The following is a 20,290-nucleotide window of genomic DNA, read 5'->3' as shown; positions in this document are numbered from 1 at the left end:
AAAGCAATGTTTACTGAATCATATAGTTGTTATCTTATGAGTTTTAAAATTTTAGTCATAGTCTGTATTGCCTTCATATGCTTTTCCTGTAAAGAAGAAAAGAAAGTGTATACCCCAATAGAATCTACGTCTATTGAAGTAAATATGACTTTAAATGAAGCTCCAGAAGATTTTAGGGTACAAACCATAAACGGCAATATCTTTGATTCTGCCGATCATAAAGGTGGCTATTTGGTGTTGTTTATATATGATAAAAGTTATTTAAAAAGCAGTGAAACCTATGATATGGTTGCCGAATTAAATGAAACCTATAGTAGGTTCAAAGGCAAGGTTACCTTTGTAGGAGTTATTGAAGGGCTTATAGAAAGCGAGGAAGAATTACGTGGTATGTTGGCTAAGTGCGATATTCATTTCAATCAGATTGATAACACAAAGAATTGGTCTATGCAAAAGCAAGAGAAACTAGACCTGAACATTTTTTGCACTCCTGCAAAAATCATCATTGACCCAGAAGGAAAAGTGATTTTCAGCAGTTGTGGTGGAAAAACGGAAAGTTTAAATAACGAACTAGCTTACCTAGTAAAGGATTTATAAGTAATAGTCTCACTATCCCACTAACAAACGAATCCCCACCAAAAAGTACACAAGATTCGAAAATGTGTGTAAGGCAAAAGCCTATCCTCCATTTTACCTTTGTCCTATTCTTTAGACATATAAAAAATAGGATATAATGAGTACAACACAATTTGGCAAACAAGGGTGGACACCCGCTAGAATAAAAAGCCTTAAAGGCAAAACATTCTTAATTACGGGCACTACCAGTGGTACCGGTTTTGAGTCGGCAAGGATACTGTTGTCTAAAGGCGCAAAAGTGGTGATGGTGAACCGTAACCCAAAAAAGGCTGCAGATACTATAGCAACCTTACAAGAAGAATTGGGTAGAGCCATACCGGTAAGCAATATAGAAATGGACTTGGCATCATTGGCTTCCGTAAAAAAAGCCGCAGATGAGGTGCTAAGAACCGTATCACAAATAGATGCTTTGTTATGTAATGCCGCCATTGCCCAAGTGCCCAAACAAACGTTTACCGAAGATGGATTTGAAAGTCAGTTAGGTGTAAACCACTACGGTAATTTCTTATTGCAGGCATTGTTATATCCGCGCATAGAGGAATCTGAGGGGCGTTTTGTAACTGTTGGCAGTATGGGGTATAATATGGGCATCAAGACCATACAGTTTAATGATATGAACTGGGACAAGAATTATAATCCGAATGCAGTTTACAGTCAAAGCAAACTGGCGCAGATGATGACGGTTTATGAATTACAAGATAGATTGAAAAAGGCAGGTAAAACAAATGTTAAGGCATATGCCTGCCACCCAGGTGCTTCATCTACATCGCTTATTAAAACCAGTGGAAGTTTGTTGACCAGGTTCATTTGGCAGATTATGAAACTGACACCAATGGTACAATCGGCAGAAAAGGGGGCGTACCCAGAATTGATGTGTGCTACAGAACCAGATTTGGATCAAGAGGCTTTTTACGGACCAACAGGTAAAAATTATTGGACAGGTCCGGTAGGTGAGTGCAAATTAGAACCGCATGCCAAAGACAAAGCGGTTATGGAAAGGCTTTGGGAGTTATCTGAAAAGGAAACAGGTATAACTTGGAATTTGTAAATTAGTAAACAACCTTAGTATAACACTTTAAAACATCAGCTATGGATATATTAAAGGCAGCAACAGATTGGGCAAAGGCCGAACTTTTTTCAACGCCGTTTTTCATGCTCTTCGGTATGGCATTTTTAGTAGCAAGCGTTGGCTTTTGGCAATTGGGGAAAACAGATATGGCTAGAGCCTACATTATACCAACATTGGTTGCGGGCAGTTTACTTTTAATCATTGGTCTGGGTTTGTTTTTTACCAACAAAGCAAGGGTCACGCAATTTGAAAATGCATATCATGCAGATGCCGTTGCATTTGTAGACAGTGAATTAGCGCGTGCCGAGGCTACCTTAAAGGAATATGATACTATTGTTTTTAAAGTAATTCCTTTACTTATCATAGCATGTGCATTGGTAATCCTATTTGTAAGCACCCCAATTTGGAGGGCAAGTACCATAACCGCAATTGCCATGTTGATGGTTATTTTGTTGGTTGACGGTACCGCACATGCCAGAATAGACGGGTATAATAAACAGTTATTGGCAGCGGAAAAAGAATTGAAGAAGTAGTTATGCAGCATTTTAAAACCTTATCGGAATACTTGGCTTATTTAGAACTCCCAAGACCCGAGCACCCTATGTTAAGTGTGTTCTCAGCCACGGGCGACGGATTCTTACCTTGCCCAAAAGAAAGTTCGCCACCAATTACCAACGATTGCTATACCATTAGCTTCAAAAAGATAGTAGATGGCAATTTAAACTACGGTCGTACCAATTACGATTTTAATAACGGAGCCTTATTTTTTATTGCGCCTAGACAAGTATTGCAATGGACTAAGGCGGTGGTATTTGAACAAAAAGGTTTTTCGATCAATTTTCACGAAGACTTTTTAAAGGGAACGGATTTGGCGCATCAGATCAAGAAGTATGGATTCTTTTCGTATTCGGTCAATGAAGCCTTGCACCTTTCACCAAAAGAAGAAAAGCAGATAGAATCCATTGTCGAGAATATTGAAATAGAATATCAGAACAATCAAGATGAATTCAGCAAAGACATCATCATCTCGCAGTTAAGTACCTTGTTGAAATATGCCAATCGTTTTTATGAAAGGCAGTTCGTTAACAGAAAGGAGCTTTCTACGAGTTTATTGGAGCAGTTTAATGAACAACTGTCGAAGTATGTTGCATCTGGTGAATTACAGGAAAACGGTATTCCCAGTATTGAGCAGATAGCAAATAATATGTCCGTTTCTCAGCGCTATCTTAGTGACACCTTAAAAAAGGAAACCGGTAAGACCACAACAGAGCATTTGCAATTGTTATTGATAGACGAAGCCAAGAATATGTTGCTACAACCTCATAAGAGTATTGCTGAGGTAGCCTATGAACTGGGTTTTGAATATCCACACTATTTCTCAAGGTTGTTCAAAAAGAAAGAAGGTGTTAGCCCAACGGAATACAGAGAAAAATATAAAATGAACTAAACAGGTTTTAGTATTGTTTAGGTTGTAAACAGCCCTTATTATGCAGGTAATAAGGGCTGTTATATTTTAGCCTTATGAGCTTACTCCTTCACCAGTTCTTTACTCAATTCCTCTAAAGAAACCCCTTTGGTTTCCGGCATTTTGGTAATTGCCCAAATAAGTTGGAATACCATCATTGCGCAGAAGAAGTAATAGATATACCACACTTGGTCTTTTAAAACTCCCTCTGTAGCATCCAAGAAAAACGGAGTGATCAACGTAATAATCGCTGCAAATACCCAATGAACGCTAACACCCCAAGATTGCCCGTAAGCACGAACACTGTTAGGGAATATCTCAGAGATAAACACCCATATTACCGCACCTTGCCCAATGGCATGAGAGGCAACAAATGTACAGATGAAGGTTAATGTTAGGGTAGAACCTAAATCCATCTGAAAACAGAGTCCCACCATAATCAAACTTATAATGTAGCCAATAGACCCAATGATAATCAATTGGCGCCTGCCCAATTTATCTAACAAGCGTATTCCAATAAAGGTGAATACGAGATTTACAATACCAATGGCGATGGAATTAAATAAAGATTCCTTACCTCCCAGCCCTGCCTGTTCTAGTATTTCAGGAGCATAATATAGTACAAAGTTAATACCAGAAAGCTGGTTGAAAAATGCAATAAAAAAAGCCAGCCAAAGAACTTTAGAATATTTCTTTTGAAATAATTTTTCGCTTTTAGTTGTATGTTTAAGGTCCGTTTTTATCTCTGTCAGCTGCTGTGCCGCTTTTTCTTTTGAGTATATGATCTCTAATATTTTCAATGCACCAGCATCATCCTTTTTGTGTAGCGCCAACCATCTGGGGCTTTCCGGTACGGTAAACACCATTAAGGTATATATAAATGCGGGTATAGCTTCTACGCCCAACATCCAACGCCAATCATTTTCTCCGTCAAATCCTTTAAGCAACCAGTTAGAAACAAAAGCAAGTAGAATACCAAATACCAACCAGAACTGGTAGAGTCCGCCAAGTTTACCACGATTCTCTTTTGATGTAATTTCAGAGATATAAATAGGTGCTGCAACAGATGAGATACCAACACCCACACCACCAATAAAACGAAATATGGAGAAGGAATAAGGGTCTTGGGCCAAGGCAGAGCCAAGGGCAGAAACCAAGAATAGAACCCCCACCCAGAGTAAGGTCTTTTTACGACCTAAGTTTTTGGTAGGGATACCGCCAAAAAGAGAGCCTACAACAGTACCCCATAGTGCCATACTCATAATAAAGGTGCCGTGAAATAAAGGTGATGTGTTCCAGATTTGTTTGATAGGTTCGTTTGCGCCGCTGATGACAACAGTATCGAATCCAAATAAAAATCCTGCGAGGGCCACGGTTATTGACCAAATGATAATTCTGTTCATTGTTGAGTATTAAGTTGTAGTTAAATATAACGAATCAAAACCGTTAAATCTTAATCTAAAAGGACAACAAAAAAAATAGAGAATCGCTAACTTGTGATATTATTAAAAATTGAACGATGAAAGATTTAAAAAATAAAGTAGCCTATATCACAGGAGGCACCAAGGGAATAGGATTTGCAGTAGCACAAACATTATTGAAACAAGGCATGAGAGTTGCCATTAGCGGTAGGTCTCAAGAAAGTGTAAATCAGGCGTTAAAAGATTTTAATAACGATGATGTTTTGGGCATTGTTTCTGACGTAGCAATAATGGCAGATGAGAAAAATGCCGTTGCTAAAATAATAGAGAAGTGGGGACAAGTAGATGTGGTTTTGGCAAATGCCGGAGTTGGTAACTTTGCGCCTATTGATGAAATGACGGATGATGAATGGCACCAAATGATAGATACCAACCTTAACGGTGCATTTCATACGCTAAAAGCATCTGTAGAAGAATTAAAGAAGTCTAAAGGGTATTACATTACATTGGCAAGTTTGGCAGGTACCAATTTCTTCGCAAAAGCAGCTGGGTACAATGCTTCTAAATTTGGGGTAGTTGGTTTTACGCAAGCTGCAATGTTAGATTTAAGAAAGTATGATATTAAAGTGTCTACTATAATGCCAGGTTCTGTGGCAACACATTTTAATAACAACGAACCAGATGAAAAAGATGCATGGAAAATTCAACCGGAAGATATTGGTGAATTGGTGTTAGACTTATTACAAATGAACAAAAGAACCTTGCCTAGTAAAATTGAGGTAAGGCCTACAAGACCAGACAAGAAGTAGTATTACACTTCTTTTTCTGTAAATGGAATGTCAGCATTACAGATTTCTGTAATTAACTGACCAAGAATCTGCTCGAAATCAGAGATGACCTCATTAGTGATAATATGGTTTTTTGTGGTTGATCGGGCAGATTCTTTTTGTGCAAATAACAACGTACCTTCTGCAAAATTCTTTAAAGAGATAATACCTGCCTGAATAGATAAGTTTTCTGTAGGATGTGTTTTAGAATACATCAATCCGTAGCAAAGCAACTGAAACGCCTTACTGTACTGATATTCATCGGTCAAAACATCCCATTCTACAATCTCTACATTACGGCGTTCTACTTTCCCGGTTTTATAATCTATGATACGGGTTATACCGTCATATTCATCTACACGGTCTAATTTTCCTTTTAAGATGATAGGGAAATCTAATCCGGCAACTTCTAAAGGCACTGATAGCGCTTGCTCTAATGCAATAATGGTAATACTATGGTCGGCAAGTTCTTTTACCTCAACATCAATAAATGTTTGTATGTATTTAAGAATAACATGAAAAGAAATGTAGTTTTTACCAGAACTAATGTTTCCATCTTTAAAGGTTTTTTCAAAATTCTGAGCGACAATGGTAGGTATTCCTTTTCGAATGCCATTTAGTAGATCTGCCGTAAGCGGTTTACCAATTAAAGGTGTATACAGTTCTTCTAAACTATCATGTACAATGGTACCGAAAGTATTGGGCGCTAAGGTTTCTTCTACTTGTAATACCTCATTAATGTTTAATAAATTCTGCTTGTAGAAATCGATAGGGTTTCTAATGTAGTTACTAAGTGAGCTAGGAGAAAAACCTTTTCTAGCTTTGTCTTGTATAAGCGCAGCCAGGGAAGTGGTTTTTTCTACCTGTTCAATTTCTTTGGTTATAGGTTGTATAGTTGGTGTAGCTATAAAAGATTTAATATTTGTTCTATTATCATCTGTCAATAACTGTGTAATCAATCGACTTCGTTCTCCGCCTTCTAATGCATCTGGTTCGGTATTGTACAGTATATATACATTTTTGGCACGTTGTAGTAAGCGATAGAAGTGATACGTATAAACAGCATCTTTCTCTTTATAGGTAGGTAATCCGTTTTTGATTTTTAGATCGTACGGAATAAATGAATTGTTAGATTTACCTGAAGGTAATACGCCTTCGTTTACAGAAGTGATGATAATAGTTTCAAAATCTAACAAGCGACTTTCTAGCATTCCCATAATTTGAATGCCTTCAATAGGATTCCCCTGAAAATCTAAAGTTTCTGAGCTTAACAACTGTGAAAATAGATGTTTTAAACTTTTTAAATTATTTATATAGGTAAAACTGTTACAAAGATCCTTTAGCTGATTAAATAGTGTAAAGAATTTATAAAGCTGCTCTAACAAAAGAGAATTTTCTTTTACTACGTCTATAACTCTTATGGCTTCAATAAGAGCTAAAAAATTATCTATAAGTCGATTCGGGTTATTCTTTACATCTTCGAACAGTAAGTTGATTGCTGCATTTTCTGGTAATAGTTCACGTATTTGTGCATTGGTGATATATGACCAGTTATTTGTTTTAATTTTTGATATTAAACTGTCTGTAGAGACTTCATTTGCGTCAAATAAAAGTACAGCATACGAATGTGTCAAAAGATTAAGCAAGTGCTTGTAGAACCATCCTTTTTCGGTCTTTTGTTCATGAAACTCTATAAGGTTGGTAAAAAAGCTAGCCAAAGTAGTAGATGCTAACTTTTGACCCATGGTAATATTGGTAGCTGGTATATTATTGGGTATAGAATTTAATAACGGATTTAATAATTCTTCATTACCAAGTACAATAGCAGCATTGCGTAGAGCATCTGGTGAGTCATTCTGAATTTTGTACAATAAATCACCCACATAATTTACTTGTGAGATATTTTTTGGTACACCAATAATCTCAATATTCTTTTTGGTATTGTAGTAATTGGTGAGTCCTGCAAGAGGCTTGTCTTTTAAAATATTCCAAGAGCTTTTATAGTTGCGTATAAAAAAACCTGCATCATGAATGTTGTCTTGTAAAAAGTAAGGATCAATATCCCAATAAATGGAAGCATCTGTTTTTTCAAGAATGGTTTGGATCAGTATACTTTCTGCAGTGTTAAGTGCATTGAAACCTAAGAATATATGTTTCTTATTAGTATTGTTGAGGTAGTTTGGCAATTCTGATACCGAGGTTTTATAAATAAGACCTTGGTGCCCTAGACCTTGTTCAAGTAAGCTGTTATTAAATTGATTGTATATACCTTCTAGATATCTCCAGAAATGAAGATAGTTTTCTATCATTTCAGAATTATCAGGGTTCAATGACCAGTGGTTGACCTCTTGTATAGCGGCAACATTTTGGTAAAGGGTAGATGCGTCAACTAAGTAACGGTCTACTTCATTAAAATCTTGCAAAAGGATCTGTCCCCATTTTAAAAAAGAATCAAAGGATTCCTTTTCATAATCGCCCACTTTCAAATAGGCATTATAGAGTTCAAATAATTGTGTGGTCGTATTTGCGGTAACTAGGTTAGAGACCTTTTCAATGAAATCTTCAATACTGTAGATTTCTGGAGCAAGTACTGTATTGGTGAGAGATTGTGCTAGTATTTTTTTGAGAAAAACACCTGCACGTTTACTGGGTAGTATAAAAACTACGTTACCAGTATCTGGGTTATTCTTTATTACTTCTTGTACTACATCTTTTATAAAGCTCTGCATGGTGTAAAAATAAAAAAGCTCCGCAATATTGCGGAGCTTTTATTTATTAAAACACTTAGGTTTTTATTAAACTTATTTTACTAAGTTAATTTCTACCCTTCTGTTTTGAGCTCTACCAGCTCTTGTATTGTTTGTAGCCATTGGCTTAGACTCACCGTATCCTACAGCAGATAATCTAAACTCTTCGATTCCTTTGTCTACTAAGAATTCTTTTACAGAAAGAGCTCTTGACTCAGAAAGGCTTTGGTTTAATTTTTCGCTACCTACGCTGTCAGTATGACCTTCAACAGTAAACTTAGCGTTAGGGTATTCTTTAAGGATTGTGATAATGTCAACCATTACAGAAGTAGACTCAGCTTTGATAGAAGATTTACCAGTATCAAATAAGATAGTTCTAGCGTAATCGTTCAATTGCTTTTGAACTTCTTCAGTTACTTCAGGACAACCAGCGTTAGCTACTGTACCAGCAACATCTGGACATTGATCATCTTTGTCAAGTACACCGTCACCGTCTTTATCAGCCCAAGGACAACCTTTGTTTTCAGCAGGACCAGCTTCAGAAGGACAAGCGTCATCTTTATCAGCAACACCGTCACCATCAGCATCAGGACAACCAGCTAAAGCAGGAAGACCAGCTTCGTTAGGACAAGCATCATCTTTATCAGCAACACCGTCACCGTCAGCATCAGGACATCCGTTCATTTCTTTAGAACCAGCTTCGTTAGGACAAGCATCTTTGCTGTCTTCGATGCCATCTCCGTCAGAATCAGGACAACCGTTGAATGCTTCAAGACCAGCAACTTCTGGACAAGCATCATCTTTATCGTAAACACCGTCACCATCAGTATCAGTACCACCAAATTTAACTGAAATACCAGCTAAGTGTTGGAAGTGAGGAGCTAAGTAATCTTCGAAAGCATGCTTATAAGAAGATTGTAATGTAAGACCTAAGTTTTCAGAAAACCAGATGTTTACACCAATACCACCATTTGCAGTACCAGCACCGATTTCATCGATCCAAGTATAACCACCACCGATTTCTACGAAAGGATCGATAACAGTTTGTCTTTTTATGATATCATATTTAATTGTACCATCTATAGCGTAGTGAGATAAATCGTCAACGCTAGTATCACCTAATTTGCTGATTTTGTTAAGAGAACCTCTTGCACCAACAGAGAAACCATCTCCTATTGACTTAGATACTCCTACATAAGAGATAGAAGGTAAAATGTTCCAGTGATCGTTCACATTGAAGAATTCGTTACCGAAAGAACTTACATCCGAAGTTGGATATACGTCAATGGCATTAACCCCAAATTGCACTTGCCAAGGGTTATTCTCGTCTTGCGCTTGTATGCTGTTGATACCTACTACAAGTAGGGCAACCGCCAATAATTTGCTAAGATGTTTCATGTATTAAATTTTAAGTTTAAGTGTTTATTAGCTGCAAATGTAACTTGTTAAATATTATTAACAAAATCAATTTCCTATTTTTTTTTGCGCATTTAATAGATTAAATACTGCATTTAAACGATTTTTAATTCTTTTCCAACTTCTGTAAATGCCTTAATAGCGGTATCTAAATGTTCTTTAGTGTGTGCTGCAGATAGTTGAACCCTAATACGGGCCTTGCCTTTTGGCACTACAGGGTAGAAGAAACCAATAACGTAAATACCCTTTTCCAATAATTTGTTGGCCATATCTTGCGATAATTTGGCATCGTATAACATTACGGGAACAATTGCAGAATCTCCGTCAACAATGTCAAAGCCTGCATTTTTAATACCTTTTTTAAAGTATGCAGTGTTTTCTTGCAACTTATCCCGTAAAGAAGTATCGTTCTCTAGCATATCAAACACCTTAATAGATGCGCCTACAATAGCTGGTGCTAAAGAGTTGGAGAATAAGTAAGGTCTGGAGCGCTGTCTTAATAGCGTGATAATTTCTTTTTTTCCGGTAGTGTAACCGCCCATGGCGCCACCTAATGCCTTACCTAGGGTTCCGGTAATTATATCAATTCTACCCATTACTCCTTTTTCCTCTAAGGTTCCTTTTCCTTTTTCACCAATAAATCCGGTAGCATGGCATTCATCGATCATCACTAAAGCATCATACTTATCGGCTAGATCACATATTTTATCTAAAGGAGCTACAATACCGTCCATAGAGAATACACCATCTGTAACAATAATTTTAAATCGAGCTCCGTTTTCATTTGCTTTGATCAGTTGTGCTTCCAAATCTGCCATATCGCTGTTGGCGTAACGGTAACGTTTTGCTTTACATAGACGAACACCGTCAATAATAGAGGCGTGATTCAAAGAATCTGATATAATAGCATCTTCGGCGGTAAGCAAAGGTTCAAATACACCGCCATTTGCATCAAAGGCTGCTGCATATAATATGGTGTCTTCCGTGCCATAGAAATGTGCTATCTTTTGTTCTAGGGTTTTGTGTATATCTTGTGTACCACAAATAAATCGAACAGAAGACATGCCAAAGCCATGAGTGTCCATAGCATCTTTAGCGGCTTGTATAACATCTGGGTGAGATGATAGTCCTAAATAATTATTGGCACAGAAATTAATAACTTCTTTTCCCGTATCAATTTTAATGACCGCATCTTGCGGAGAAACAATAATTCTTTCCTCTTTAAAGAGTCCGTCATTTTTAATGTTGTCAATTTCTTGCTGTAAATGTTCTTTGATTTTTCCGTACATATTCCTTTATATATAATCTAATTCTATTTCTGTATTAATGTATACGATGATTTTGTGATCAATGGTGTAGCCCATATTTTCAAAACTCTGAGCATATGCATTTATTTGATGATGATAAACGGGGTTCCGTTCCCCTGTTTTATAATCGATAATTGTGGCATGGTTGTTTTTTAACACCACCCTGTCAGGTCTTTGAACGGTTCCATCATCTAGTAACAAGTCGCGTTCATTTAGTACCTCTACATCATTTTGGTAAAATTGCGTCAAATCTTTGTGAAAGATGACCTTTTTTACAATTTCCTTTATCCCGTTTACTTCTTGCTCTTTGATCAATCCTTTTTGCAGAGCCATTTGTACGGCTCTATCTAAATTGGAAGTCGTGTAAATAGCCCCTAATATATAATGTATGATATTACCTTGGTTTATGGCAACATCTAATCCTTCATCCCATAAAGTACCTGCCAAGGCAAGTATCTTAAAATCGGGCCTATCTTTATTGGTATATATATATGGTATAGTTAGTTGATCGGTATTAGTTTGTTCTTTAGCGGTTTGTGGCATTAGTTCACCAAAATCATACGATAGTTTATCTTGTTGATATTCGCCAATGCTTTTTAAGAAATGAATGAACAAACCAGAATAGTAATTGGTATTATGTTCACCTTTTTTATCAAGTTTATTGGCACTTATAATGAACAGGGCTTTAACCGCTCTGGTAAGTACTACGTATAAAAGGTTGAAAGCATCTAGCTGTAATTTCTGATGATCAATTTCATAGAGCAGAGATTCTAATTCGCCGTATTGTTGAACTTCTTGCTTTTTATTGATAAGCACTTCTGAAAAGCTAAGGAATTCCTCTTTGTTTACTGGAAGCCATAATTTTGGGTCAATTTCTTCGTACACATTAGAATCGGCATAAGGGAAGATAACCACTGGAAATTCCAAACCTTTAGATTTGTGGATGGTCATAATCTGTACCGATTCCATATTTTCTGGTGTGCTTATGCTTGCTGAATTACCTTTCTTGTCCCAATAATCTAAGAAAGATTGCATATCTGAGCCATATTTCTGCTCAACGTCAAAAACAAGATCCATAAAAGCAGAAAGATGCGCGTCTGAAGTAGGGATAAGGTCAAAGGTTTTTATGGCATATGCCAATCCGTCAAAAACCGAAGTTTGCCTTAGTTTAGAAGCATCAAATCCATAAGTTTCTAATAGGTGGGCGTCTAGCTTGCCTAAATTTTCATAGATATATGCATGTTTATCTTTTTTTCCTTCAGACAGAAAATTCAAAATCTCATATTGTATCTCTTGTTCTGTTGGTTGAACCATATACCTAATTAGCTGTACCAAGAAATTGGCTTTGGTACTTTCGCTTAACAATAAAGAATCTGAGGAAACAACAGGTATGTTGTGCTGCATTAAAAAATCTGCCAACAGAAGACCATGCTTTTTCTTTCTAATGATAATACAGATATCACTATAGGTATAGCCTTGGTCCAGACATTGTTGGATAGTTGCTAATGTACTTGCTGCATACTCCTCATCGTTATCTTCTTCTAACAATGAGATATGAACATAGCCACCTTCTTTATGGTTGGTTTCTTGTGTATTTCCAATTTTAAAGAATTCTTGATAAATATCATTCTCTAAAAACGGACTTATGCTTTGAAAAAAGTTGTTGTTGAAGTTGATGACTTCCGCATAACTTCTATAGTTTTTTGGTAAGGTTACCAGGTCTGATTGGATGGTAAACGGGTGTGTTTGGTGTGTGGCCAATTCTAGAAACTGTTCAGCTTTGCCACCGCGCCATCTATAAATGGCTTGTTTTGGGTCTCCTACCAAAAATAAAGATCCAGTGCTACCTAATTCATCTTCACCTTCCATGGCACTCCCTATTAAAGGAATGAGGTTTTCCCATTGCATTTGTGAGGTGTCTTGAAATTCATCTATGAAGTAATGGCGGTATTTTTCTCCAAGTCTTTCATAAATAAACGGAGCGGGTTGATTCTTTACTTCTTTTGCAATTAAGGTGTTAAATTCAGAAATGGACAATTGGTCTTTTTCTTCTTGAATAATCTTTAGCTCTTTTTGAATTGCATTTAACAGTGCAAAGGGAATAATGTTTCTATTGATATTTGCATACAATCCCCTTTTGTAGATCAGTTGCTTTATGGCTTGGTAGTGCTGAAGAAGTTGTGGAGCCAAATCTTCTGGTGCGTTTTTAACGGTAGCTTTTACAATTTTGCCTTCAATTAAATTGTCCTCTAGTTTATTATTATAGAGTTGCGTAGGTGTAAAGTTGCCGGCAATAATTTTTTTAAAATGATTTGGTAATGTTTCTCTAGGGAAATCTTTGAGGTCTAACCCAGATGCAGTGATAGTATCAATAGCTGCAGTTGCAAGTTCAACTATACGCTTCTCCAGATTTTTGGTTTGTTTTTTTAGATGACCTTGTAATTTTAAGAAGTCAGCTAGTTCAACATCTTTTAATAGCTTTAGGTGTTCGGCATTATTTTCATCGAAAATTAGTTTACCTATTTTTAAAAGATCAAATCCAATATCCCAACTTCTGTCGTCCTCAATTTTTTCTAAAGCAAAATCTAAAAGCACCTTTGTGAATTCAGGATCTTCACCTGCTTTACTAATGACACGTTCAACGGCTTCTTGTAAAAGTAGGTCTACATCTAGTACCACTTCAAAGTTTTGCGGAATCTTTAAATCTTTCGCAAAAGTTCTAATAAGACGGTGTGTAAACTTATCAATGGTAGAAATATCGAAAAAAGCGTAGTTATGTAATATTTGTTTTAACCGCAGTTTACTTAAGGCAGGCAGCTCTTTAAACGTATGGTCAGTTTCGTTGATAATGTCTATGAATAACGGGTTGGCTTCCTCAAGAGATGTGGTTTTTGAAAACTCGAACAGGCTATTTAAAATTCTATGCTTCATTTCATTTACCGCTTTGTTGGTAAATGTGATGGCTAATATTTTTCTGAAATTCTGAGGCGAAGCCAGTATAATTTTTAAGTAAACCTTAGCAAGGGCATAAGTTTTGCCCGATCCTGCAGAAGCATTATATATGGTAAAAGAATTGTTGGACACTGATTTTTACTGCAAATTAATGATTCCTGTACAGTTCTTAACAAATTATTACATGAATATAAATGTTAAAATTGTAACTTTGGGATACAATTAATATTAATCTAAAAACACATAAATTATGGCTTTTGAACTACCAAAATTGCCTTACGCTTATGACGCTCTTGAGCCTCATATTGATGCAAGGACAATGGAAATACATCATACAAAACATCATAACGGATATACAACTAAGTTAAATGCTGCTATAGAAGGTACTGACCTTGCTGGGAAGTCTATTGAAGATATTTTGACCGGTTTGGATATGAGTAACGGTGCTGTTAGAAATAATGGTGGCGGATTTTACAATCACTCTTTATTCTGGACAATCTTATCACCAAACGGAGGCGGAAAGCCAAGTGGTGAATTAGCAGCTGCAATTGATAGCGCTTTTGGTTCTTTCGAAGAATTCAAAAATAAGTTTACAACTGCTGCAGGAACTAGATTTGGTTCTGGTTGGGCATGGTTATGTGTTCATAAAGGTGGTAAAGTAGAAGTATGTTCTACACCAAATCAAGACAACCCATTAATGCCGGGAGTTGAATGTGGAGGTCAGCCAATCTTAGGTTTAGACGTTTGGGAACATGCATATTACCTAAATTACCAAAATAAAAGACCAGATTATATTGAAGCGTTTTTCAATATCATTAACTGGGATGAAGTGTCAAAAAGATATGCAAGTAACAAATAAGAAAGAGTAGAAATATTCTTAACTACCTTGTAGGAAACCACTTATGAATTTTTCATGAGTGGTTTTTTTGGTTTTAAAATAGAAAAGGGCGGAGAAGTCTCCACCCTTTTCGTCCCAAATCTTACCATAAACTTAACCTACTTATGCTATGGCGATACTAAATTACTGGTATTGAGTAAATAAAAAAAGGATTTTTAAGAAAAAAATAAACTTTTATTTTGATGTGGTTGTTTTTTTAGGGGTAGGTTAGATGGGGTAACTAGTTGTTTTATAAGCCAATTGGTATAAAATAAAAAGACGGAGCAATGCTCCGTCTTTTCCCCAAATCTTACCATGAACTTAACCTACTTATGCTATGGTTCTGTAAAGGTATAGGCATATGCTGTTATATAAAAAGCTAATCGTTGTACGTCACAAACTTAAGATGTACTACTAGCATGAATAAATAGAATGATGTTATAGGAAGGTGATTTTAGAATTAGCCGTAAAATAAAAAGACGGAGCAATGCTCCGCCTTTTTCCCCAAATCTTACCATGAACTTAACCTACTTATGCTATGGTTCTGTAAAGGTAATGTGCTTATTAATGTTTGAGAAAGGTAATGGTTGAACGTCTCGTTAAAACGTTAAAGGGAGTTTTGTGAAGAATTGTATTACAGCTCCTATAGGAGGAAAAATATGAAAATAAAAAAGGCGGAGAAGTCTCCACCTTTTTTGCCCCAAATCTTACCATGAACTTAACCTACTTATGCTATGGTAGCTTTAAAAGTAACGAGGGTTAAGTCAAAACGATTATTCAGTCGATAAAATGCTATATTCGTCGATGAACTACGTAAATCAAGTGCATTTCATCGAATTATTATTTAATAAGCGCGTTCATTGTTTCCTTCGTAAAAGTTTATGAATGCTCTATTAACCACTCTATTTCCACCTGGTGTTGGGTAGTTTCCGGTGAAATACCAATCTCCTAAGTTTTTTGGGCAAGCTTCATGCAAGCTAGAAATGGTTTGGTAAATAATGGAAACTTCAGCATTTATTCCTTCTGGACTCAAAAGTTCACCGGTTTTTTTAGAAATTTCTTTGGCGGTAAACGGAGCGTAGAATTCTTTTACATAGTTGACAACATCATTGTCGTGACTATCAACCTGCGTTAAACACTTTTGGTATATCTCGTCTACAATATGCATTGTATTATTATCCTGGTGTAAAGCTAAGGCTGCCCTAAATGCAATAAAGTCCTCTAGTTTTGCCATATCGATACCATAACAATCTGGATATCTTATTTGTGGTGCAGAAGAAACAACTATAATCTTTTTAGGAGATAGCCTGTCTAATATTCTAAGAATACTCTTTTTAAGTGTAGTTCCACGAACAATACTATCGTCTATGATAACTAGATTATCACCTTTTTTTACTGAACCATAAGAGATGTCGTAAACATGGGCAACTAAATCATCTCTGCTACTGTCTTGGGTTATGAAAGTTCTAAGCTTGGCATCTTTAATGGCTACTTTCTCAATTCTTGGGCGCACATCTAATATTTCATGAAGTTGTTCGCCTGTAATACCCGTACCTAAAGCCAATATTTGCTCTTCCTTTTTCTTGTTCAGGTAGTTTTGAGCTTCTTTCACCATACCGTAGAAAGAAGTTTCTGCCGTGTTTGGTATATATGAGAAAACGGTGTTTTTGATGTCCTCGTCAATAGATTCTAAAATTTGAGGGAATACCAACTTCCCTAAAGCTTTACGCTCTTGGTAGATTTCTTTATCGCTACCTCTAGAGAAATAAATACGCTCAAAAGAACAGGCTTTACGTTCTTTAGGCTCTTGTATTTGTTTAATAGCACTGGTGCCGTTCTTTTTAATAATAATTGCCGCACCTGGATCCAATTCTTTAACCTCGTCATAAGGTACATTGAATACGGTTTGTATTGCCGGTCTTTCTGATGCAACAACTACAACTTCATCATCTCTATAGTAATAAGCAGGTCTAATGCCACTTGGGTCTCTCATTACAAAGGCATCACCATGACCTAATAAACCTGCCATGGCATAACCGCCATCAAAATTCTTGGCAGCCCTTCTTAAAATTTTATACACCTTTAAACGTTCAGCAATAATAGGAGAGGCTTCTTGTTTGGTGTATCCTTCTTTTTTTATCTGCTTATATAATTTAGCAACGGCATCATCTAGAAAATGACCTATTTTTTCCATTACGGTAACCGTATCGGCCATTTCTTTTGGGTGCTGCCCTAACTGAATAAGATTGTCGAACAGTTCATGAACATTGGTCATATTGAAGTTACCTGCAACAATAAGGTTACGGTGCATCCAGTTATTCTGTCTTAAGAATGGATGAACACTTTCAATACTATTTTTACCAAATGTACCGTAACGCACGTGTCCTAAAAGTAGTTCCCCTATATAAGGTATATGCTTTTTTTGTAAAGCAACATCATCTTCGTATTCAGGGTGCTCCTTAAGTTCCGTGTTAATGCGATCGTTGATTTGGGCAAAAATATCCTGTATAGGTTGTTGCTGACAAGAACGTACGCGGCTCATGTAGCGTTCCCCTACTTTTACATCTAATTTAATACTGGCAAAACCTGCACCATCTTGACCACGATTGTGCTGTTTTTCCATCATTAGATACATTTTATTTACACCATAAAATGCTGTTCCATACTTTTCCTTGTAATACTCTAAAGGTTTTAACAACCGTATTACAGAAATACCACACTCATGCTTAATTGCGTCACTCATTGTTTTTGGTATTAAAAAAACCCCAAAATATTTTGGGGCTAGGGGGATTATTGTAATTCTATGTCGAACTGAGTCAGTTTTTTAAACTGATGCAGTCTTTCTCTAATTTCCTTTCGATCTAAATCGATCATTCTTTCTGTTCCAAATTTCTCAACACTAAAAGATGCTAAGTTAGAACCGTGAATGATAGCTTTCTTCATATTCTCAAAAGAGCTGTCATTGGTTGCTGCCAGGTATCCTGAAAAGCCACCGGCAAATGTATCACCAGCGCCTGTAGGGTCAAATACTTCTTCTAAAGGTAATGCCGGTGCAAAAAAGATTTGGTCTTCATTAAATAATAAAGCACCGTGTTCCCCTTTTTTGATCACCACATATTTAGGACCCATGGTAAAAATCTTTTGCGCAGCTTTAACTAAAGAGTATTCCCCAGTCAATTGTCTGGCCTCCTCATCATTAATAGTTAATACATCTATATGTTTAATTACTTCCATTAAATCATTCAAAGCATTGTCCATCCAAAAATTCATGGTGTCCAATATGATTAAATTTGGTCGTTTTTTCATTTGGTTGATGACACCTAATTGAACAATTGGGTGAAGATTACCTAGCATTACTACATCAGCATCATTATAATTTTCAGGGACAACAGGGTTGAAGTCTTCTAAAGTGTTTAGTTCAGTAGCTAACGTATCTCTAGAATTAAGATCGTTATGGTATTTACCGCTCCAGAAGAACGTTTTGCCACCTTTTACGATTTCTAATGCAGAAATGTCAATACCTCTATCGGTCAAAAGGTCTAAATATTCTTGAGGTAAATCATCACCAACTATAGATATAATGGCTGAATCAACCTCAAATTGAGAAGCCGCTAACCCAATATAGGTAGCTGCGCCGCCCAAAATTTTATCTGTTTTGCCAAAAGGAGTTTCAATGGCGTCAAAAGCGACAGTACCTACTATTAAAAGCTTGCCCATAAAATTGTAAAAATTTAAGCTGCAAATATACGATTTTGAGGGGCTAATTAAAATGGTTTTTCAAATACAAATTGTAATAGTTATCAAAGGCGAATTGTTGATATAAAATGCAAATTATTTCCTACCAAAATCAGCAGGAATTTCTCCCCAAGCCTTCGTTTCCCATTTTACGATAACTGTAGTGTATTGATTCTTCTTTAACCAGTCTTCAGCTCTATTTATAAGTTCAAAGAGATTTTTGTTTTTTGCGGATGCAGTTAGTTTTGTATTGCATTTCTTTTTGCGCACCCAACTCATGGCCGTTCTTGAATCTGTGTAGATTATACGGTCGCTATTACGCTCTTTCAAAAAAGCTAATCCATGAACTAGTGCCAAAAACTCACCTATATTATTGGTCCCCTGGGGAAAAGGACCTTGTTTAAACAATTTTTTGCCTGTTTTGGTATCAACACCTTGGTATTCCATAACTCCGGGATTTCCACTAGAAGCCGCATCAACAGAAATAGAATGATAATTTGGCAAACCTATTTTTGCCAGTTCTTCTTTAGATAAGGTAGAAGTTGTTTTTTTCTTTCCTTTGAAATCGGCATAATTACCATTATAGGCTTTTTTGGCGAGGTCAAAAGACTCAAAAGATTTGTATTCTGCACCGGCATAGTTGGCAATAGATTTTTTGCACTCTTTCCAAGAATCAAAGATTCCTGGCTTTTTACCCTTCCAAACCACATAGAATTTTCCCTTTTTCGCCATTATTGTTTCGATAAAATTTCGTCAATAACTTTTGGGAAATACTCATATTCTAATGCGTGGACTTTAGCGGCAATATCATTTGCGGTATCGTTTTCATCAATAGTTGCTTTTGCCTGTTTAATGATAGCGCCTTCATCATAATGTGCATTTACATAATGTATAGTAATACCGGTTTTAGTCTCTTTGTTTTCCTTAACGGCATTATGAACGTTCATGCCGTACATGCCCTTACCGCCATATTTAGGTAGTAACGCAGGATGAATATTTATGATCTGCTTAGGGAAAGCATTGGTGATAGATTCTGGTATTTTCCATAAAAAGCCGGCTAATACTATAAGGTCAGGTTCTAAGGACTGTAACATATTTAGAATAAAGTCGCTCTTTGAGAATGCTTGTCTGTTGAAAAACAGAGCATTTATTTCAAGTCTGTTGCAGCGTTCAATGACTTTGGCATCGCTTTTGTTAGTTAATACACAGCATATAGTAACATCTTTGCGGAGTATAAAATAATTGGCAATGTTTTCAACATTAGATCCAGAACCTGAGGCAAAAAGAATAATTTTTTTGGTTTTCAATACAAGTGGTCTTTTTAAGAGAGCGAACAATAAATTTAAAGTCGGCAAATAAAGCAAATTTAAAGCTTGTCAGCATTTAGAAAAAAACGAATAAACATTATAGTTCTAATACCTCACTACTTTTCAATACCTTTTATCAACGTTACCGAAACAAAATATTAATATGGTAAAATTACAGCACATGTCTTTAATTTTATTAAATTACCATACATTTTAACGACAATTAGTGTAATTAAACCAAAGTTTTTTATTTTTGCCTTCAATTTAAATTTTTAAAACAAATATTATTATGTCAGACATTGCATCAAGAGTTAAAGCTATCATCGTAGATAAATTAGGAGTTGATGAGAACGAAGTGGTAACCGAGGCTAGCTTTACTAACGATTTAGGCGCAGATTCATTAGACACAGTAGAGTTGATAATGGAGTTCGAAAAAGAATTTGATATTCAAATTCCAGACGATCAAGCTGAGAATATCGCAACTGTTGGTCAAGCCATCAGCTATATAGAAGAAGCGAAGTAAAACATGTTTTC

Annotated in this window: 16 protein-coding genes; 7 read left to right on the top strand and 9 right to left on the bottom strand. The window is 36.2% G+C overall.

Features of this window, described 5'->3' with window-relative positions; genetic code table 11:
• Positions 1–36: 36 nt before the first annotated feature.
• From P177_RS19200 to P177_RS19185, 4 genes are all read left to right on the top strand, one after another.
• Positions 37–594 (top strand): peroxiredoxin family protein, encoded by a 558-nt coding sequence (locus P177_RS19200; protein WP_051941923.1) that lies wholly within the window; start codon positions 37–39, stop codon positions 592–594.
• Positions 595–730: 136 nt separating this feature from the next.
• Entirely contained in the window at positions 731–1,681 is a 951-nt protein-coding gene (locus tag P177_RS19195; protein WP_036157514.1) for an SDR family oxidoreductase, read from the top strand.
• Between the two features lie 41 nt (positions 1,682–1,722).
• Positions 1,723–2,235, top strand: coding sequence for a hypothetical protein (locus P177_RS19190; RefSeq protein ID WP_036157511.1), 513 nt, complete (start codon positions 1,723–1,725; stop codon positions 2,233–2,235).
• A 2-nt stretch (positions 2,236–2,237) separates the two neighbouring features.
• Positions 2,238–3,149 carry a helix-turn-helix domain-containing protein gene (locus P177_RS19185; protein ID WP_036157508.1) on the top strand — a complete coding sequence of 304 codons (912 nt, stop codon included), beginning with the start codon at positions 2,238–2,240 and terminating at the stop codon, positions 3,147–3,149.
• A gap of 80 nt (positions 3,150–3,229) precedes the next feature.
• Here P177_RS19185 and P177_RS19180 read toward each other — a convergent pair whose 3' ends face one another.
• A complete protein-coding gene (locus tag P177_RS19180; RefSeq protein ID WP_036157504.1) occupies positions 3,230–4,570 on the bottom strand; it encodes a sugar porter family MFS transporter in 1,341 nt (446 codons plus the stop codon).
• Between the two features lie 116 nt (positions 4,571–4,686).
• Here P177_RS19180 and P177_RS19175 point away from each other — a divergent pair, with 116 nt between their 5' ends.
• Entirely contained in the window at positions 4,687–5,397 is a 711-nt protein-coding gene (locus tag P177_RS19175) for an SDR family oxidoreductase (RefSeq protein WP_036157502.1), read from the top strand.
• A gap of 2 nt (positions 5,398–5,399) precedes the next feature.
• Here the strand turns inward: P177_RS19175 and P177_RS19170 are convergent, their stop codons facing one another.
• The 4 genes from P177_RS19170 to P177_RS19155 all read right to left on the bottom strand — a co-directional run bounded on the left by P177_RS19170 (position 5,400) and on the right by P177_RS19155 (position 13,969).
• Positions 5,400–8,144: a PD-(D/E)XK nuclease family protein gene (locus P177_RS19170; RefSeq protein ID WP_036157499.1), complete on the bottom strand. Its 2,745-nt coding sequence runs from the start codon at positions 8,142–8,144 to the stop codon at positions 5,400–5,402.
• Positions 8,145–8,216: 72 nt separating this feature from the next.
• Complete coding sequence (locus tag P177_RS19165; protein WP_036157496.1) at positions 8,217–9,560, bottom strand: OmpA family protein; 1,344 nt, start codon at positions 9,558–9,560, stop codon at positions 8,217–8,219.
• 113 nt (positions 9,561–9,673) lie between these two features.
• Complete coding sequence (kbl, locus tag P177_RS19160) at positions 9,674–10,867, bottom strand: glycine C-acetyltransferase (RefSeq protein ID WP_036157493.1); 1,194 nt, start codon at positions 10,865–10,867, stop codon at positions 9,674–9,676.
• Between the two features lie 6 nt (positions 10,868–10,873).
• Positions 10,874–13,969, bottom strand: a complete 3,096-nt coding sequence (locus P177_RS19155; RefSeq protein ID WP_036157490.1) for a UvrD-helicase domain-containing protein — start codon at positions 13,967–13,969, stop codon at positions 10,874–10,876.
• A 118-nt stretch (positions 13,970–14,087) separates the two neighbouring features.
• Between P177_RS19155 and P177_RS19150 the strand changes: the two genes are divergently transcribed.
• Entirely contained in the window at positions 14,088–14,696 is a 609-nt protein-coding gene (locus tag P177_RS19150; protein ID WP_036157486.1) for a superoxide dismutase, read from the top strand.
• An 862-nt stretch (positions 14,697–15,558) separates the two neighbouring features.
• Here P177_RS19150 and P177_RS19145 read toward each other — a convergent pair.
• The 4 genes from P177_RS19145 to purN form a co-directional block, all read right to left on the bottom strand.
• On the bottom strand, positions 15,559–17,457 hold the full coding sequence (locus tag P177_RS19145; RefSeq protein ID WP_036157483.1) for an amidophosphoribosyltransferase: 1,899 nt from the start codon (positions 17,455–17,457) through the stop codon (positions 15,559–15,561).
• Positions 17,458–17,504: 47 nt separating this feature from the next.
• Positions 17,505–18,431 (bottom strand): PfkB family carbohydrate kinase, encoded by a 927-nt coding sequence (locus P177_RS19140; RefSeq protein WP_036157480.1) that lies wholly within the window; start codon positions 18,429–18,431, stop codon positions 17,505–17,507.
• Between the two features lie 114 nt (positions 18,432–18,545).
• Positions 18,546–19,181, bottom strand: coding sequence for a ribonuclease H1 domain-containing protein (locus P177_RS19135; protein WP_036157477.1), 636 nt, complete (start codon positions 19,179–19,181; stop codon positions 18,546–18,548).
• A complete protein-coding gene (gene purN / locus P177_RS19130; protein WP_036158833.1) occupies positions 19,181–19,756 on the bottom strand; it encodes a phosphoribosylglycinamide formyltransferase in 576 nt (191 codons plus the stop codon). Before purN ends, P177_RS19135 begins: the two co-directional genes overlap by 1 nt.
• Before the next feature lie 289 nt (positions 19,757–20,045).
• Here purN and P177_RS19125 point away from each other — a divergent pair, with 289 nt between their 5' ends.
• Complete coding sequence (locus P177_RS19125; RefSeq protein ID WP_008269813.1) at positions 20,046–20,279, top strand: acyl carrier protein; 234 nt, start codon at positions 20,046–20,048, stop codon at positions 20,277–20,279.
• The last annotated feature ends 11 nt before the right edge of the window (positions 20,280–20,290 follow it).

This window comes from Maribacter forsetii DSM 18668 (genome assembly GCF_000744105.1).
Taxonomy (GTDB): domain Bacteria; phylum Bacteroidota; class Bacteroidia; order Flavobacteriales; family Flavobacteriaceae; genus Maribacter; species Maribacter forsetii.
Note: the sequence above shows the minus strand (reverse complement) of the source record. Positions and strands in the feature narration are given on the sequence as shown.

Coding starts and splice junctions, on each gene's coding strand:
- P177_RS19125 (WP_008269813.1), top strand. CDS start 20,046: ATGTCAGACATTGCATCAAGAGTTAAAGCTATCATCGTAGATAAATTA.
- P177_RS19190 (WP_036157511.1), top strand. CDS start 1,723: ATGGATATATTAAAGGCAGCAACAGATTGGGCAAAGGCCGAACTTTTT.
- P177_RS19135 (WP_036157477.1), bottom strand. CDS start 19,181: ATGGCGAAAAAGGGAAAATTCTATGTGGTTTGGAAGGGTAAAAAGCCA.
- P177_RS19180 (WP_036157504.1), bottom strand. CDS start 4,570: ATGAACAGAATTATCATTTGGTCAATAACCGTGGCCCTCGCAGGATTT.
- P177_RS19145 (WP_036157483.1), bottom strand. CDS start 17,457: ATGAGTGACGCAATTAAGCATGAGTGTGGTATTTCTGTAATACGGTTG.
- P177_RS19165 (WP_036157496.1), bottom strand. CDS start 9,560: ATGAAACATCTTAGCAAATTATTGGCGGTTGCCCTACTTGTAGTAGGT.
- kbl (WP_036157493.1), bottom strand. CDS start 10,867: ATGTACGGAAAAATCAAAGAACATTTACAGCAAGAAATTGACAACATT.
- P177_RS19195 (WP_036157514.1), top strand. CDS start 731: ATGAGTACAACACAATTTGGCAAACAAGGGTGGACACCCGCTAGAATA.
- P177_RS19200 (WP_051941923.1), top strand. CDS start 37: ATGAGTTTTAAAATTTTAGTCATAGTCTGTATTGCCTTCATATGCTTT.
- P177_RS19150 (WP_036157486.1), top strand. CDS start 14,088: ATGGCTTTTGAACTACCAAAATTGCCTTACGCTTATGACGCTCTTGAG.
- P177_RS19175 (WP_036157502.1), top strand. CDS start 4,687: ATGAAAGATTTAAAAAATAAAGTAGCCTATATCACAGGAGGCACCAAG.
- P177_RS19185 (WP_036157508.1), top strand. CDS start 2,238: ATGCAGCATTTTAAAACCTTATCGGAATACTTGGCTTATTTAGAACTC.
- P177_RS19170 (WP_036157499.1), bottom strand. CDS start 8,144: ATGCAGAGCTTTATAAAAGATGTAGTACAAGAAGTAATAAAGAATAAC.
- P177_RS19140 (WP_036157480.1), bottom strand. CDS start 18,431: ATGGGCAAGCTTTTAATAGTAGGTACTGTCGCTTTTGACGCCATTGAA.